The organism is Pseudidiomarina sediminum DSM 21906 (assembly GCF_000423165.1).
Classification (GTDB): Bacteria; Pseudomonadota; Gammaproteobacteria; order Enterobacterales; family Alteromonadaceae; genus Pseudidiomarina; species Pseudidiomarina sediminum.
Map to the genome: position 1 here is coordinate 751,716 of NZ_KE383983.1, position 15,533 is coordinate 767,248.

17 protein-coding genes, 1 tRNA gene and 1 pseudogene are annotated in these 15,533 nt (G+C 50.4%); 16 read left to right on the forward strand and 3 right to left on the reverse strand.

The window, feature by feature from the left end:
- Window positions 1-14 precede the first annotated feature (14 nt).
- Window positions 15-91, reverse strand: a tRNA-Arg gene (locus G535_RS0108740).
- A 105-nt stretch (window positions 92-196) separates the two neighbouring features.
- Window positions 197-457: a 30S ribosomal protein S20 gene (rpsT, locus tag G535_RS0108745; RefSeq protein ID WP_026861719.1), complete on the reverse strand. Its 261-nt coding sequence runs from the start codon at window positions 455-457 to the stop codon at window positions 197-199.
- 179 nt (window positions 458-636) lie between these two features.
- On the opposite strand from rpsT, the gene G535_RS13325 reads away from it, so the two are divergent.
- From G535_RS13325 to ispH, 7 genes are all read left to right on the forward strand, one after another.
- Window positions 637-1,011, forward strand: coding sequence for a four helix bundle protein (locus G535_RS13325; RefSeq protein ID WP_034727942.1), 375 nt, complete (start codon window positions 637-639; stop codon window positions 1,009-1,011).
- A gap of 75 nt (window positions 1,012-1,086) precedes the next feature.
- Window positions 1,087-2,631, forward strand: a complete 1,545-nt coding sequence (gene murJ / locus G535_RS0108755) for a murein biosynthesis integral membrane protein MurJ (RefSeq protein WP_026861720.1) — start codon at window positions 1,087-1,089, stop codon at window positions 2,629-2,631.
- 87 nt (window positions 2,632-2,718) lie between these two features.
- Entirely contained in the window at window positions 2,719-3,657 is a 939-nt protein-coding gene (ribF, locus tag G535_RS0108760; RefSeq protein WP_026861721.1) for a bifunctional riboflavin kinase/FAD synthetase, read from the forward strand.
- A 75-nt stretch (window positions 3,658-3,732) separates the two neighbouring features.
- Window positions 3,733-6,585: an isoleucine--tRNA ligase gene (gene ileS / locus G535_RS0108765; protein WP_026861722.1), complete on the forward strand. Its 2,853-nt coding sequence runs from the start codon at window positions 3,733-3,735 to the stop codon at window positions 6,583-6,585.
- Window positions 6,586-6,592: 7 nt separating this feature from the next.
- Entirely contained in the window at window positions 6,593-7,093 is a 501-nt protein-coding gene (lspA, locus tag G535_RS0108770) for a signal peptidase II (protein ID WP_026861723.1), read from the forward strand.
- Window positions 7,086-7,526 (forward strand): FKBP-type peptidyl-prolyl cis-trans isomerase, encoded by a 441-nt coding sequence (gene fkpB / locus G535_RS0108775; RefSeq protein WP_026861724.1) that lies wholly within the window; start codon window positions 7,086-7,088, stop codon window positions 7,524-7,526. Before lspA ends, fkpB begins: the two co-directional genes overlap by 8 nt.
- Complete coding sequence (gene ispH / locus G535_RS0108780; protein WP_026861725.1) at window positions 7,526-8,467, forward strand: 4-hydroxy-3-methylbut-2-enyl diphosphate reductase; 942 nt, start codon at window positions 7,526-7,528, stop codon at window positions 8,465-8,467. The genes fkpB and ispH overlap by 1 nt, the downstream gene beginning before the upstream one ends.
- Window positions 8,468-8,486: 19 nt before the next feature.
- On the opposite strand, the gene G535_RS0108785 is transcribed toward ispH, so the two are convergent.
- Entirely contained in the window at window positions 8,487-8,873 is a 387-nt protein-coding gene (locus G535_RS0108785; RefSeq protein WP_051207099.1) for a type IV pilin protein, read from the reverse strand.
- A 92-nt stretch (window positions 8,874-8,965) separates the two neighbouring features.
- Here G535_RS0108785 and G535_RS14395 point away from each other — a divergent pair.
- The 9 genes and pseudogenes from G535_RS14395 to ccmD form a co-directional block, all read left to right on the forward strand.
- Window positions 8,966-9,064: pseudogene (locus G535_RS14395) on the forward strand (prepilin-type N-terminal cleavage/methylation domain-containing protein); the annotation flags it as partial.
- Between the two features lie 12 nt (window positions 9,065-9,076).
- Entirely contained in the window at window positions 9,077-9,526 is a 450-nt protein-coding gene (locus G535_RS0108790; protein ID WP_198678985.1) for a GspH/FimT family pseudopilin, read from the forward strand.
- On the forward strand, window positions 9,520-10,137 hold the full coding sequence (locus G535_RS13330; protein WP_051207101.1) for a prepilin-type N-terminal cleavage/methylation domain-containing protein: 618 nt from the start codon (window positions 9,520-9,522) through the stop codon (window positions 10,135-10,137). Before G535_RS0108790 ends, G535_RS13330 begins: the two co-directional genes overlap by 7 nt.
- Window positions 10,127-11,248, forward strand: a complete 1,122-nt coding sequence (locus G535_RS0108800; protein WP_026861728.1) for a pilus assembly PilX N-terminal domain-containing protein — start codon at window positions 10,127-10,129, stop codon at window positions 11,246-11,248. Before G535_RS13330 ends, G535_RS0108800 begins: the two co-directional genes overlap by 11 nt.
- Window positions 11,238-13,190, forward strand: a complete 1,953-nt coding sequence (locus G535_RS0108805; protein WP_026861729.1) for a type IV pilus modification PilV family protein — start codon at window positions 11,238-11,240, stop codon at window positions 13,188-13,190. The genes G535_RS0108800 and G535_RS0108805 overlap by 11 nt, the downstream gene beginning before the upstream one ends.
- A 73-nt stretch (window positions 13,191-13,263) precedes the next feature.
- Complete coding sequence (gene ccmA, locus G535_RS0108810; RefSeq protein ID WP_026861730.1) at window positions 13,264-13,890, forward strand: cytochrome c biogenesis heme-transporting ATPase CcmA; 627 nt, start codon at window positions 13,264-13,266, stop codon at window positions 13,888-13,890.
- On the forward strand, window positions 13,887-14,570 hold the full coding sequence (gene ccmB / locus G535_RS0108815; protein ID WP_026861731.1) for a heme exporter protein CcmB: 684 nt from the start codon (window positions 13,887-13,889) through the stop codon (window positions 14,568-14,570). The genes ccmA and ccmB overlap by 4 nt, the downstream gene beginning before the upstream one ends.
- Before the next feature lies 1 nt (window position 14,571).
- Complete coding sequence (locus G535_RS0108820) at window positions 14,572-15,330, forward strand: heme ABC transporter permease (RefSeq protein WP_026861732.1); 759 nt, start codon at window positions 14,572-14,574, stop codon at window positions 15,328-15,330.
- Window positions 15,330-15,530, forward strand: coding sequence for a heme exporter protein CcmD (gene ccmD / locus G535_RS0108825; RefSeq protein WP_026861733.1), 201 nt, complete (start codon window positions 15,330-15,332; stop codon window positions 15,528-15,530). Before G535_RS0108820 ends, ccmD begins: the two co-directional genes overlap by 1 nt.
- Window positions 15,531-15,533 lie beyond the last annotated feature (3 nt).

Sequence of the window (15,533 nt, forward strand, 5' to 3'; positions counted from 1 at the left end):
TAAAGGGGGCGCAATGGCGTCCCCGGCAGGAGTCGAACCTGCGACCTGCCCCTTAGGAGGGGGCTGCTCTATCCAGCTGAGCTACGGGGACCTGCATAAAAAAATCCGCAATCAGTTTACACTGACTACGGATTTTTTAATCTTTTACGGCAGTCACGGCCTATTTCTAGACGGACTGAAACGCAACCAACCGCTATTAAAGCGCGTTGATCTTAGCGTTCAAGCGGCTCTTATGACGAGCAGCTTTGTTTTTACCGATAAGACCTTTGGTCGCGTAGCGATCAAGGAGAGGTTGAAGGCCAGTAAATGCCTGCTGAGCAGCCGCTTTATCGCCCGCATCAATAGCAGCAATTACTTTTTTCAACTGGGTACGCATCATTGAGCGACGGCTCGCGTTGTGGCGACGGTTCTTTTCCGCTTGTACCGCACGCTTTTTCGCAGACTTAATGTTAGCCAAGGTGAACTCCTAAAATTCGTTATCTGTATGCATTGGTTTAATAGGGCGGGGAATATGCCTGTTTTCTGACTGAAAGTCAAGCATCGATTTGTTGTTTGCTGCTTGTTGTCGGTTGCTTGTTACAGTCGACTATACTCCATAGTTTAGGTTATTACCGGCCAAAGCAAGGACGCTTTACAATGTATCAAGACTTAAAAGTTTATCAAAGTGCTATGGGACTATGTGTGGTAGTTTATCGCATCACCACAGGTTTTCCCCGCATAGAGCGGTTTGGTTTAGTGAGCCAAATGCGCCGAGCGGCTGTCTCTGTCTCCAGCAATGTCGCTGAGGGGGCCGAGCGACATTCACTAAAGGAACAATTGCGCTTTTACTATATAGCTAGAGGCTCTATCACAGAGCTGAAAACGCAACTCGATTTGAGTCAACGACTGGGGTACATTTGTCAGGATTCGGTAAACGTTACAAATGAGACGTATAAGTTGCTGAATGGTCTGATTAGAAGTGTAAACTATCGAATAAAGCAACAAGCTGAACCAGTAACCAGTAACCAGTAACCAGTAACCAGCAACTAGCAACTAGCAACTAGCAACTAGCAACCAGCAACTAGCAACCAGCAACCAGAGGTACCTTTGTCCAAATCACTCGCAAAATCTGGCCTTATTGTCAGCGCCATGACCTTTATTTCCCGCGTATTAGGCTTGGTACGCGATGTTGTGATTGCGAACTTGATGGGCGCAGGTGCCGCAGCAGACGTCTTCTTCTTTGCCAATAAGATTCCAAATTTCTTGCGTCGCCTGTTTGCGGAAGGTGCTTTTGCGCAGGCCTTTGTGCCAGTACTGACAGAGTATCGTCAAGGGAAAGACATTGATGCGCAACGGTTGTTGATTGCGCGTGTCTCCGGCACCTTAGGCACCCTAGTGACCATTGTTACGCTCATTGGCGTGGTGGCCTCGCCGGTTGTAGCGGCCTTGTTCGGTACCGGTTGGTTTTTAGATTGGTATCATGACGGACCGCAAGGCGATAAGTTTGTTTTGGCCTCAGACTTATTGCGGATTACCTTTCCTTATTTGTGGTTCATTACGTTCACTGCACTTGCTGGGGCGGTGCTTAACACTCTAGGTAAATTTGCCGTCGCGGCATTCACGCCCGTCTTTTTGAATATTGCGATCATTGGCTTCGCATTATGGTTAGGCCCACAGTTAGAGCAGCCCGAATATGCTTTAGCTTGGGGGGTATTTGCCGGTGGTTTGATTCAATTCTTGTTCCAGATCCCTTTTATGAAGCGCGCAGGCTTGCTGGTTCGCCCGCAGTGGGGCTGGAATGACCCTGGAGTGACCAAGATACGGAAACTTATGATTCCGGCCTTATTTGGCGTCTCAGTGAGCCAAATCAACTTACTACTGGACACTTTTATTGCGTCGTTTTTAGTTTCGGGCTCGATCAGTTGGTTGTATTACTCCGACCGGTTATTGGAATTCCCGCTGGGGTTATTTGGTATTGCCATTGCCACTGTCATTTTACCTGCTTTATCGTCCCGTCATGTTGATCAGTCTACAGATGCATTTAGCCGAACGCTGGACTGGGGCATTCGTAAGGTGGTGTTACTTGGGTTACCAGCGATGGCCGGGCTGATTGTGCTTGCTGAGCCGATGCTGATGGTCTTGTTTATGCGCGGTGAGTTTAGCCCAGAAGATGCGCGCTTGGCCTCGTATAGTTTATTTGCCTATGGTTCAGGGTTACTTAGCTTTATGCTGGTGAAAGTACTCGCGACAGGATTTTATTCCCGCCAAGACACCAAACGACCAGTGAAGTACGGCATTATCGCGATGGTTTCCAATATGGTGTTTAACGTTATTTTCGCGATTCCCTTTGGTTATGTTGGGCTAGCGATTGCGACCTCACTGTCGGCATTGTTAAATGCGTCGCTGCTCGGTTATAACTTGTGGCGTGACGGCGTGCTAAAACGTTATCCTGGAACGCTCACTTATCTGTTGAAAGTAACCTTAGCTGTGGTGGCGATGATTGCGGTGGTGCTCTGGTTAGCGCCGCAACGCTCTTGGTGGCTAGACGTCGATTTTATGGCGCGTGTGCAAGAACTTAGCCTGCTGATCGGAGCGGGGGCTTTGACCTATGGCGCAGCAATCCTGATGTTACGGGTACCGTTAAAACACTAACCCTGTGCTGCTGGTGAGGCTGCGGTGACCCTGTTATAATCGCGGCTTTCTTGAACGATTGGACCTGCGCTTCGTCGCTGTAGAACTATGCAACTCATTCGTGGTATTCACAATATTCGTCCTAAGCACCGTGGTTGTGTATTAACCATCGGCAATTTTGATGGTGTGCATTTAGGGCATCAAGCCGTACTGGCGCAAGTGAAGGCGCAAGCGGCTGCGCGTGGCGTTGCTGCCACTGTGATGACGTTTGAGCCACAACCGCAAGAATTGTTTCAGCCAGCGCGTGCACCTGCGCGATTGACCAATCTGCGTGAAAAGCACCTGGCCTTGCGAGCGCAAGGCATCGATCGTCACCTCGTGATTGAATTTAACCAAAAGTTCGCCAATCTACCTGCGCGTGAGTTTATTGAACGCGTTTTAGTCGAGCAGCTTGGCGTCGAGTTTTTGGTGGTGGGTGATGATTTTCGATTTGGCCATGGCCGCGAGGGCGACTTTGCAATGCTGGTACGGGCAGGTAAGGAGCTGGGTTTTGCCGTGGTCGACACCCACAGCTATCGCCAGCAGCAGCAACGGGTCAGCAGCACCGCGATTCGCGAAGCGCTACAGCAAGGCGACTTTGCCCTAGCTGAAACCATGTTAGGGCGGCCCTATGCGCTGCAAGGACGCGTGGTGCACGGTGCCAAAAAAGGCCGCACCATTGGGTTTCCAACCGCCAATATTCAGTTAAAGCGACTGCATTCGCCGTTGCAGGGTGTATTTGCAGTGCAGGTTGTTCGCAATGATGGCAAAATGCATGCAGGTGTTGCTAATATTGGACGCAAACCGACAGTGCATGGCGAACAGGTGCAACTTGAAGTGCATGTGTTCGATTATGCCGGTGATTTGTATGGGCAACAGCTTAAAGTAATACCAACGCACTTTATCCGTGCAGAGCGCAAGTTCAGTGCGTTCGCGGAGCTAAAACTGCAAATCGAACAAGACGCGATAACCGCCAAGACGTTACTCGTTAGTCGTAGTGTCGAATAACCAATAACGAATAACGAATAACGTTTTTAGATGAACCATGGGGCAGCGCAAAAGCCCGAATAAAGGAACCAAATAATGACCGACTACAAACACACGCTGAACTTACCGGAAACTGAGTTTCCGATGCGTGGTAATCTCGCGCAACGCGAGCCGCAGATGTTGCAACAGTGGTATGCCGATGACGTATACGGCAAAGTGCGGGTAGCGAAAGCCGGTAAGCCAGTGTTTATTTTGCACGATGGCCCTCCGTATGCGAACGGTCAAATTCATATTGGTCACGCGGTCAACAAAATCTTGAAAGACGTTATCGTCAAGGCGAAAACCTTAAGCGACTTCGATGCACCTTATGTGCCGGGTTGGGACTGTCATGGTCTACCGATTGAGCTGCAAGTCGAGAAAAAGCATGGCAAGCCGGGCAAAAAATTGTCAGTTGCCGAGTTTCGCCAAAAGTGTCGTGACTATGCGATGACGCAAGTCAATGAGCAGCGTGAAGGCTTTAAGCGTTTGGGCGTGTTCGGTGACTGGGACAATCCGTACCTGACGATGAACCCGAAACAAGAAGCCGATAGTATTCGTGCGCTTGGCAAAATCATCGAAAAAGGTCACTTGCAACAAGGTTTTAAACCTGTGCACTGGTGTACGGATTGTGGTTCAGCATTGGCTGAAGCGGAAGTTGAATACCAAGACAAGCGCTCGCCGGCGATTGATGTGAGTTTCACTGCGGTAGATGAAGCGCAGGTTGTTGCTGCGTTTGATCACCCGCAAGACCATGCCGGTGAAGGCCCCGTTAGTACCGTCATTTGGACCACGACACCTTGGACGATTCCGGCCAACCGCGCGGTGGCGGTGCACCCGGCACTTGAATATGCCTTGGTGCAGATTGAAGCAACTGAAGAGCGTTCTGCACAGCGCTTGATTTTGGCCGATGAATTGGTTGAATCAGCGATGGCGCGTTGGGGGATTGATAGTTATCACAAACTTGGTTTCGCCAAAGGTGCAGCGTTAGACAACATGCAGCTGCAACACCCGCTGTTCGCCGACGTACAGGTTCCTTTTGTCTTAGGTGAGCACGTTACCACCGATTCAGGTACGGGCTGTGTACACACCGCACCAGGTCATGGTGTTGACGATTTCTTGGTCGGCCAACGCTATGGCCTAGAAGTCTATAACCCGGTTGGTGACAATGGTGTTTATAAAGACGACACGCCAATGTTTGCAGGGCAGCACGTGATGAAGGCCAACGATGCCATCGTTGAAGCCATTAAAGACGCGGGCCATTTGGTCCACCATGAAGCCTATAACCACTCGTATCCGCATTGTTGGCGTCACAAAACGCCAATTATTTTCCGTGCGACACCACAATGGTTTATCAGCATGGATAAGCAGGGCCTACGAAGCAAAGCCTTAGAACAAATTAAGCAAGTGCGTTGGGTACCTGAGTGGGGGCAAAGCCGTATCGAGAGTATGGTTGATGGTCGCCCTGATTGGTGTATTTCACGGCAGCGTACGTGGGGGAACCCGATCGCCTTGTTTGTCCGTCGTGATGACGATTCCTTGCATCCACGTTCACTTGAGTTGCTTGAAGAAGTGGCGAAGCGCGTTGAGCAAGAGGGTATTCAAGCTTGGTTTGACATTGAACCTGAAGAACTGCTTGGTGACGAAGCGAAAGACTACCGCAAAGTCACCGATACACTTGATGTTTGGTTTGATTCTGGGGTGACCCATGAAGCCGTGCTGAATCAAACGCCTGGTCTGCAGTGGCCTGCTGATTTGTACCTTGAAGGTTCGGATCAACACCGTGGTTGGTTCCAATCGTCGTTGCTGACGGGCGTTGCGATGTACGACCAAGCTCCTTATAAGCAAGTGGTCACGCACGGCTTTACCGTTGATGGACAAGGACGCAAGATGTCTAAGTCGATTGGTAACGTGATCGCACCGCAAGAAGTGATGAATAAGCTTGGTGGCGATATTCTGCGGTTATGGGTCGCGGCGACCGATTACTCGGGCGAAATGACGGTCTCTGATGAGATTCTGAAGCGTTCAGCTGATAGCTATCGTCGCTTGCGCAATACCGCGCGCTTCTTGCTGGCTAATATCAACGCCTTTGATCCTGCTGAGCATGCTGTCGCCAGTGATGACATGGTCGCTATGGATCGTTGGATTGTGGCACGAGCTGTGGCACTGCAAAGTGAACTGCTTGAAGCCTATGACAACTATCAATTCCACGTGGTGGTGCAAAAGTTGATGCACTTCTGCTCGATTGAGTTAGGTAGTTTCTACTTAGATGTGATCAAAGACCGTCAGTACACCGCGAAACGTGACTGTGTTGCGCAACGTTCGTGTCAGACCGCGCTGTATCATATCGCTGAATTGTTGGTGCGCTGGTTAGCACCGATTTGTAGCTTCACCGCACAAGAAGTGTGGACAGCGTTACCGAATCGTGATGCACAAGGACAAGCGCGGGCGCAATACGTGTTTACCGAAACCTGGTATCGCGACGCCGACAGCATTCAAGTGGCAGACAGTGATAATGCCTTCTGGCAGCAGTTACTCGAAGTGCGTGATGCAGTGAACCAAGCGCTTGAGCAAGCACGTCGCAATGATGAAATCGGCGGTTCGTTGCAGGCTGAGGTGACTTTGTTTGCGACCAGCGCGTTAGCAAAACAACTGCAAAGCTTAGATGACGAACTGCGTTTTGTGTTACTTACTTCAGCTGCTCGCGTTGAAAGCGTTGACGCCGCACCTGCAGGAGCGACTGAAACGGCATTGAAGGGGTTATGGGTCACGGTTGCGAAAACCGCATACACGAAGTGTGAGCGGTGCTGGCATCATCGTCCAGAGGTGGGCAGTATCGCTGACCACCCAACCTTGTGTCAGCGCTGCGTGAGCAACGTTGATGGTGACGGTGAGGAGCGTCGTTTTGCCTAAAGCTAACGTGGATTTAAATAAGCGTCTCAGCGGGTTACAGTTTCTGTGGCTCTCGCTGGTGCTTATTGTATTGGATCAGCTGACCAAACAATGGGTTATTCGGGTTTTTGACTTGTACGAAAGTATCGAGATCATGCCGTACTTAAACTTTACCTATGTCCGCAATTTCGGTGCAGCGTTTAGTTTTTTGAGTGATCAAGATGGCTGGCAACGTTGGATGTTTACCCTACTAGCATTGGCGGTGAGCGTGATTTTATTGGTCTGGCTGCGCCGCAATCCGGTGGGGCTGTGGCGTCAAAACTTTGCGTTCTCGTTGATCCTCGCGGGTGCTATTGGAAATGTGATTGATCGTTTGATTTACGGCTACGTCATTGACTTTATTGATGTGTACGTAGACAACTGGCACTGGCCTGCCTTCAACGTTGCCGATATGGCGATTACGGTTGGGGCGGTGTTGATGTTGTTAGAAGCCTTTTTTGAGCAGCGTCAGGAGCATCGTAATGACTAGTCGTTTAGCGATTGAGCACGGCCGTGAGGTCGTCCTCCATTTCACCATTAAATTGACCGATGAGTCAGTTGCCGATAGCACCAAGATGTCAGGTAAGCCGGCCAAGTTTCGCATGGGTGATGGCTCGCTGACCGAAAACTTTGAAAGTTGTTTGGTCGGAATGAAAGCTGGTGAAGCGCGCGAATTTGAATTGGCACCGGAAGACGCTTTTGGTCAGCCCAACAAAGATAACTTTTATCAGGTAGAAACCACTAAATTTACTGAAGGGCGGCCGGAAGTCGGGCAGATTTTTACCTTTCCACAGCCCGATGGCAGCGAGTTACCAGGCATCGTTCGGAATATTAACGAACAGTTTGTGACCATTGATTTTAATCATCCTTTGGCTGGTCAGCATGTCCGTTTTGCCGTCGAAATTATTGAGGTGAATCCGTAATGAAAATTGTTCTGGCGAACCCACGAGGGTTTTGTGCCGGTGTGGACCGTGCCATTACCATTGTTGAGCGCGCGTTAGAAATTTTTGAGCCACCCATTTATGTACGTCATGAGGTTGTACACAACAAATATGTCGTGGACTCTCTGCGTGATGCTGGTGCAGTATTCGTTGATGAATTGGACGAAGTTCCTGACGATAGTATTGTCATCTTTTCTGCCCACGGGGTCTCGCAAGCGGTCCGCCAAGAGGCGAAAGATCGCGGTCTCAAAGTTTTTGATGCGACTTGTCCGCTGGTCACCAAAGTACATATGGAAGTGACTCGTGCTAGCCGCAAAGGCCAAGAGTGTGTGTTGATTGGTCATGCTGGACACCCTGAAGTGGAAGGCACTATGGGGCAATATTCCAACAGTGAGGGTGGCATTTACCTAGTGGAGTCGGTCGCCGACGTCGCTCAGTTAGAAGTAAAAAATCCGCAGCAGCTGCATTACATGAGTCAAACGACCTTGTCTGTAGATGATACTGCGGACGTGATTGACGCATTGCGACAAAAATTCCCCGATATTCAAGGGCCGCGTAAAGACGATATCTGTTACGCCACGCAAAACCGCCAAGATGCGGTGCGTGATCTTGCGGCAGATGTTGACTTGTTATTAGTGGTCGGCGCACGGAATAGCTCCAACTCAAACCGTTTGCGTGAGTTAGCTGAGAAAATGGCGACGCCAGCTTATTTGATCGACGATGCCAGTTGTATTGATCAACAATGGCTGCAGAATGTGGAACGGGTAGGGGTTACTGCAGGAGCCTCAGCGCCTGAAATTCTGGTGCAAAACGTGATCAAACAATTGCAGGCGTGGGGCGGTGAGACGGTGGAAGAGCGTAGCGGTCGGGAAGAGAATATTACCTTCTCTATTCCGCCAGAACTACGTGTTGTCGAGCTTTAACTATTGTGGAGCGCTGTGTTTAGCGCTCCCAACATGCCGCAGGTGCTTTTTGATCGTTTTGATTCAGCGTCATTGATGTGCAGCCGCTATCGTTCACCTGTGTTCCCTTCGCAGTCGCCGTTAAGGTGTAGGTTTCAGCACCAATATTGGTGACGCTAAAGTCATAATAATCACTGCTCAGGGTGATCCCCAAGGTGGCAATGTTGGCATAGGCCGCATTTTTTAGACGATACTCTTCTTGCGCCATTTGCAGCGTCAGCAGCTGTCCCATGGCGTCAGCGCGTCGCGCTTCACGAACGTAATCGACAAAGTTGGGATAAGCGACGCCGGCAAGGATACCGACGATGACAATCACAATCATGATTTCGATCAGCGTCATACCCGCAGATTTTAATTTCACTTGCATTCGTTTGCCTTGTCGTAAAATATGGGTTTATACACTACACTGTTAAGACTCACTTACACTTAAATAGATACGCTATTTTCGGCCATTAAGCAATGTGCAGAACCTACACGCAAACTTTTATTCGCGCCTATCGTGGCTTCACGTTACTAGAATTACTGGTAACCCTGGTCATTTTATCTATTGTGCTTGGCGCGGGAGTGCCGATGATGCTTAACTTGGCGAAATCCATGCGGTTACAAGGCGCTGCGCAAGATACCTACGCGTTGTTACAGTATGCTCGCACGGATGCGCTGCGCACCGGCGAGAATCGTTTTGTGGTGTGGGATAGTAAAGACGGCAGTTGGTGTGCCGCAGTCACCAATGATCAGAATTGCGATTGCATGGAAGATGACTGCTCAATAAATGGTGTGCTGCGTCAGATCCATAGCGATGATTACAACGACATTGCAGTGGCTCCGAGCTTTGCATCCGACTCCGACTCAACTCGCTTTGATGGTATGCGCGGTTTGGCCATGGGCAATAATGGCCACGTTGCGTTAAAGATGATGGACGACGATACAACACTTGCGGAAGTGCGTTTGGTCGTCAGTACGCTGGGGCGTATTCGCTATTGTCGCCAGTCGGGTGAAGTAGGAGATTATCCAGCATGCTAAACAAACCTCAACACGGCTTATCTATCGTTGAGTTGATGATCACCATCACCTTGGGGTTATTGCTGATGGCGGCATTAACCGCGGTGTTTGCGAACACCATTGGCGTGAACTCGAGAAGTTTGAAATTGAGCCAGTTACATGAAGAAGCAACTGCCGCTATGGAGTTGATGGTGAGCGATTTGCGTCGCGCGGGTTACCGTGGCGATGCAGCCAAGCTTATTTATGATCCGACCAACGCCAGTACCGCGTTTAACAATACGGTTGTGTTGGGTCAGTTGACCGGTGAAGAGGCGAATAGCTGCATTTTATTTGCCTACGATGCTGATGCTGATGGCGTGCATGATGGCGCCAGTGAAAACTTTGGCTACCGCCTTAACAATGGCCAGCTCCAGCGTCGCCAAAGTTCGGCAGGCTGTGATTCTGGCGGGTGGCAAAGCCTGACTACCAGCAGCATGATTACGGTCACTGATTTAGATTTTACTTTGACCGAACGGATGTTGAGCTTAGTCAACGAGCAACGCGTAACTATTGCGCTCCAAGTTGCCATGCCAAGTGACGCCGAAATTACGCGAACAATGACAACAGAAGTGGTGATCCGTAATGCGTTTTAATCAACGAGCCACGCGAACGCGCGGTTTTGCGACCGTGACCATTACCATTTTATTATTGGCGGTGGTGATTTTGGTTACGCTCTATACTGCACGATTCAAAGCCCAAGAACAGCGTATCATGCGTAACCATCTGGCAATGCAAGAAGCACGAATGGTGGCCGATGCGGCGCTTGAGCAGACCATCATGCGTATAGAAGAAGAGCCAAGTAATTTAACCCGCACCATTACCGGTGATCTTGGCGGCGCTGCATATACGGCGACCATTACGCATGTCAATTATCCGAATACTGCGCGTGGCAATGTTGATGTTGTTGAAGTTGAAGTGGTGGCCAGCTCGGTAGATGGTTCAGCGACCCAGCGCGCAATGCAAGAGCTGGTGGTAATGTCGTTGGTACGGGGCGGCCCAAATGTACCGCTCGCGATTCGCGGCGGTGTTAATGTTTCTGGTAGTTTTGAAGTGGTGGCCAATCCGAACGGTGGTGGCGATGGCGTACCTTTGTCGATTTGGACCCGTGATGATGTTGATATTAACGGTGCTGGCACAACGTGTGGCCAGTATGAATTTGTCACCGGGGTCTGTAGCTCACAAACCTTGAGTGAGCGTGGCGAGCATGGCATCGATATTTTAGACAACGACCCGAATTTTCCCGATGACTTGCTGGATTACCTCTTTGGGATTCCGGAGGATAGCTGGCAAGACTTACGCGCGCTGGCAAATCAAGAAGTCGATAACTGCAACGGGCTAGGGCCTTCAACCACAGGTTTGATTTGGGTCAATGGTGACTGCGATATGCCCAACGGAAATGTTGGTCAGCCGACAGCTCCAGCACTGATTGTGGTGCACGACGGTGATTTTAAAATGAACGGTAGTGTGACCTTGTATGGCATGGTGTTCCAATTTGTTACGCCTGACCTGTCACCGATGCCACAGTTCGAAATTACCTTAAACGGTGGTGCCTATGTCGAAGGGGCCATTCTTGCCAGTCAAAATCCGAAATTATCCAACGGTAACCTGACCGTGCGGTATAGTTCGGACGTTTCGAATAGTGTGGTGACGAACGATGAGTTTCGTCGTTTGTACCGGGTAGGAGGAAGTTGGCATGACTTCTAAGCGCAAACAAAACAAAGGGTTTACCTTTGTCGAAGTCTTAGTCGCTCTGATTATTATCGCGGTGGGCGTGGCAGGCTTGGTCAGTATGCAACGGTTATTTTTGCAGTCATCGACACGTGCTGCCGAACGCGTAGCCGCGATGGAAATTGCCCAAGAGAAACTGGAAGAACTGAGGTTTACCCCGTACGCCAGCCTGGCTGCTGGCAGTAGTACGAAAATCAAACAAGGGAAAACCTATCAATTGGCATGGACCATTACCGGGCAGTACTTGGTCAGTGGCGCTTGGGTTCCCGCGGGCAGTGCGAGCGTGCCATCGCCTTTGCCACCTGAGCCAGATGCTAAAGCGGTTGGCATTACCGTAAGCTGGACCGAGCGAGCTGGAACCGCTGAAGATTTAACCATGGGAGCTTGGTTAAATAGTGTTGAGGCACGAGACGGCGGCCTTGCGGTGACGCAACCGAGTACCCGCCAACAACCTACCGTGACGTATAATCCTGGCGCGGCGCCAGAGGTGGTGGCGATAGAGCTGACCGATGATGATGATGCGCAAAGCTATTTCGTCAAAGAAACCACCAAGCCGGCACCAGAAGTCGAACGCCGTGGCGATAAATTGCAGGTGCGCTTCGATACGGTCACTTATGATGAAGCGACCCAAACGCAACGTATTGAAGACTTTGTTACCGTGAACTGCTCGTGCCGTTTCCAAGGCATTAGTGACCAAGGGAAAACCCCTGCACGTCTGGTGCTTGAAGGTGATCACCTGGTACTTGATCCAAATGGTTCACAGAACACCACCAAAATGGTTGGCGTGCCCGCGGATACCAATCAACCTGAACTTTGCACCATTTGCTGTCGAGACCATCACGATAGTACGGAGATGGTTCGGGCTGGCACCGTTTATCGTCAAGAAGGTTTTTTCTCGCGTCTACCAAGCGGTGACCACCGACACTTCACCAATGTGAATGGTTACTTACAACAAGCTGGGATCGATGACGTTTATGAGGAGTCGTGCCGATTACGGCGGGTGGATGGCTATTATGTGGCCTACCCAGACTGGCGTTTGCAAGCCGTCACTGTCATGAGCTCGCAATACTTGGTCAATAGCGCCACCAATGAAAACTATGCTGATTATGTGCGCGACGTCGTGCGTGCAGCGGTGCTGGGTCAAAGTGTTCCAACCCAACCTAATAACCGCGATATTGAAGTGGTGCCCGGTGCGTATCAGTTGATTGGCCGTGGCGTTTATGTCGATACCATGTCGACTAGCCATTTACAGAGGGTTCGCGATGCCATTGCGGCTGGCGACTCCGACTGGCTGACGAAAGTACCTTTGTACGAGGTGAACTTAACCTTGTTAGGTGACTGGGAGTCGAGCAATACCTATGCCGGACCGGTTACTAGCGAGCCGATTGAAACCATTGTTGATCCTGAGAACAACTACTATGGCACCTACAGTCGTGGGCGTTTGCAAGCGTTGTTCGGTGGGGCAGCGACCATTAGCATGGAAGTCGGAGCTGGCAACGCCAGTATCTTGGATAGTGCGCCAATTCATCCATATGAGCAAGGCGTGACTTACGCGAACTCGATGTTGGTAACCATCGATGACGATGACACTGATGACGTGCCGTTATATTCGGTCACCGGCGAAGTGAATTGCTTATTCTATAAAGTGAAAGGCAACTCAGGTTCGTGGGAGTCGTGTAAATCCAACGACTTTAGATATCTCACGATTAATTCGTCTGAGCCGAATGTTACCTGTGAGTTCCAGACCATTGGTAATACCGCCACAGCGAGCTATTCTTGCCCAGGTATTCGTGAAGGAACAAGCTTATCTGTGACCTTTGGTTATACCTCTGGCAACGCCACACTTACCCCATCAAGTGTGTCGGTGCAGTCAATTAACGAAAACGTGATCCAGAACATAGAGTTACGGATTAACTGATCCGATTTCCAAGAAGTTATGTTACTATCGAGGCAATTTTTTAGCGATTGCCTCGGTAGTTAACGAAACCATCATGACGACGCTTTTGGAAGTCAAACAACTCGCTTCACAGCGCGCTGGTCGCGTGCTTTTCTCACAGCTTTCCTTCACTCTCGCTGCTGGAGAGGTACTTCACGTGGAAGGCGAGAACGGTGCCGGTAAATCAACCCTATTACGCTCATTAGTAGGGCTGGTGCAATTACGTAGTGGTACCATCCAGTTTTTTCCTGATCATAACGAACACGCCGAAGATTGGCGTCAGTACACCTTGTTTATGGGCCACAAAGCCGCGGTGAAAGCGGAGTTAACCGCACTTGAAAATGTGCGTCTGCAAGCACAACTTGGCGGTGTGAATGACGTCGACGCTTGGCAGTTGCTGGAGCACGTCGGACTCTTAGGCTTAGAGGACTTGCCCGCAGGTCAGTTGTCCGCAGGTCAACAACGGCGCATTGCATTAACGCGCTTATGGTATAGCAAGGCTCCATTGTGGATCCTTGACGAGCCCTTCACTTCTTTAGATACGCGTGGCATTCAATTATTGCAACAGCGGTTTGCTGAACATACCGCTGCAGGTGGCGCTATTATTATGACCTCACACCAACCACTGACATGGCAGTCGGCGCAATTGCAGCACCTCCGCATCGAGGGAGGCGAACTATGAAACCAGCCTCGAATTGGCAAGCTCTGCGCACAGTGATGCAGCGCGATCTCATGGTCGTCATGCGGCGCCGCAGTGACGTGCTAAACCCTTTGCTGTTTGTGCTGATGGTGGTGAGTTTGTTCCCATTAGCGGTAGGTCCTGGACCAGATATTCTGGGGCGCATGGCAGCCGGCGTGATTTGGGTCGCGGCACTCTTGTCGGCATTGCTTGGCTCTGAACGTTTGTTTCGCGAAGATTTTCTTGATGGCACTTTAGAGCAGTTAACCCTACAACCTCAGCCGTTGGCCTTGTTATCCTTCGCAAAAATCATGGTGCATTGGTTGCTAAGCGGTTTGCCTTTGGTGATCCTAGCGCCTTTGTGCGCGTTATTATTAAAGTTACCGCTGGAAGGCTGGTTGGCACTGATCGCCACACTGGCAGTGGGAACCCCTATTTTGAGTGCTGTGACCGCAATTGGCGCTGCCTTGACGGTAAGCCTTGGTCGGGGCGGCGCACTATTGAGTTTATTACTGTTACCCCTATTTATTCCGCTGCTCATTTTTGCTACCGGAGCGGTCGAAGCCGCGTTAGTGGGTACAGACGCATGGCCGCAAGTGTTACTATTGGCCGGTTTGAGTTTATTAACTTTGCTGCTTGCCCCGTTTGCGGTAGCGGCATCCATACGAGTGAGTGTGCATTAACATGTGGCGTTGGTTACATCCTTACGCAAAACCTGAAGTGGTCTATCACCTGTTAGGCCGTTGGTTACCTTGGGTCGCTGGGGCAGCTGCCTTGATCTTAGGTGGTGGCTTGGTTTGGGGTATTCTGTTTGCGCCGGCTGATTATCAGCAGGGTGACAGTTACCGTATTATTTTTATTCACGTACCGGCAGCTATGTTCTCCATGAGCGTCTACGTTGGCTTGGCAATTACGGCACTCATTGGCCGTGTTTGGCAGTTGAAAATGGCGGACTGGGCCTTAGCCGCAATCGCCCCTGTGGGTGCGGTGTTTACTTTTATTGCCCTGTTTACCGGCGCTGTTTGGGGGAAACCCATGTGGGGCACTTGGTGGGAGTGGGATGCGCGCCTAACCTCACAACTCATTTTGCTATTTCTTTATATCGGTGTGCTGGCGCTGTATCACGCCTTTAGTGATAACCGCACAGGAGCGAAAGCGGCAGGCATTCTTGCTTTGGTTGGGGTGATTAATATTCCGATCATTCGCTACTCGGTAGAGTGGTGGAACACCCTGCATCAAGGCGCGACACTCACCGTGTTTGAGCGACCTCCGATGGCAAACAGTATGCTATTTCCGTTATTAACTTGCATACTCGGCTTCGCATTCTTAGCCGCCGCATTAATTTTTCATCGGATGCGTAATGAAATTTTGCGCCAAGAGCTACACCGTCCGTGGGTGAAAGCTGAACTTGGTGAAACCTCGAAGCAAACGGAGGCTGTGTAATGCAGTTTGACAGTTGGCAAGCGGTCATTGAGATGGGTGGCTATGGCTTTTATGTATGGTTGTCCTTTGGCGTGAGCTTTCTCGCCATCGGCGTACTTGCGGTACAAGGATTACGTGCCAGAACAAAGTTAGAGCGGGCATTTAAACAGGAACAGCACCGCCAACAACGGCTTGCACGCCGTCATCGAGAGGTATCCTAATGG

Excerpts from the sequence above, each read along its gene's own strand:
- G535_RS0108790 (WP_198678985.1), top strand. The coding sequence starts at position 9,077 with ATGATGCTTAACTTGGCGAAATCCATGCGGTTACAAGGCGCTGCGCAA.
- G535_RS0108800 (WP_026861728.1), top strand. The coding sequence starts at position 10,127 with ATGCGTTTTAATCAACGAGCCACGCGAACGCGCGGTTTTGCGACCGTG.
- G535_RS0108805 (WP_026861729.1), top strand. The coding sequence starts at position 11,238 with ATGACTTCTAAGCGCAAACAAAACAAAGGGTTTACCTTTGTCGAAGTC.
- G535_RS13325 (WP_034727942.1), top strand. The coding sequence starts at position 637 with ATGTATCAAGACTTAAAAGTTTATCAAAGTGCTATGGGACTATGTGTG.
- fkpB (WP_026861724.1), top strand. The coding sequence starts at position 7,086 with ATGACTAGTCGTTTAGCGATTGAGCACGGCCGTGAGGTCGTCCTCCAT.
- ispH (WP_026861725.1), top strand. The coding sequence starts at position 7,526 with ATGAAAATTGTTCTGGCGAACCCACGAGGGTTTTGTGCCGGTGTGGAC.
- ccmA (WP_026861730.1), top strand. The coding sequence starts at position 13,264 with ATGACGACGCTTTTGGAAGTCAAACAACTCGCTTCACAGCGCGCTGGT.
- ccmB (WP_026861731.1), top strand. The coding sequence starts at position 13,887 with ATGAAACCAGCCTCGAATTGGCAAGCTCTGCGCACAGTGATGCAGCGC.
- G535_RS0108820 (WP_026861732.1), top strand. The coding sequence starts at position 14,572 with ATGTGGCGTTGGTTACATCCTTACGCAAAACCTGAAGTGGTCTATCAC.
- ileS (WP_026861722.1), top strand. The coding sequence starts at position 3,733 with ATGACCGACTACAAACACACGCTGAACTTACCGGAAACTGAGTTTCCG.
- G535_RS13330 (WP_051207101.1), top strand. The coding sequence starts at position 9,520 with ATGCTAAACAAACCTCAACACGGCTTATCTATCGTTGAGTTGATGATC.
- G535_RS0108785 (WP_051207099.1), bottom strand. The coding sequence starts at position 8,873 with ATGCAAGTGAAATTAAAATCTGCGGGTATGACGCTGATCGAAATCATG.
- ribF (WP_026861721.1), top strand. The coding sequence starts at position 2,719 with ATGCAACTCATTCGTGGTATTCACAATATTCGTCCTAAGCACCGTGGT.
- ccmD (WP_026861733.1), top strand. The coding sequence starts at position 15,330 with ATGCAGTTTGACAGTTGGCAAGCGGTCATTGAGATGGGTGGCTATGGC.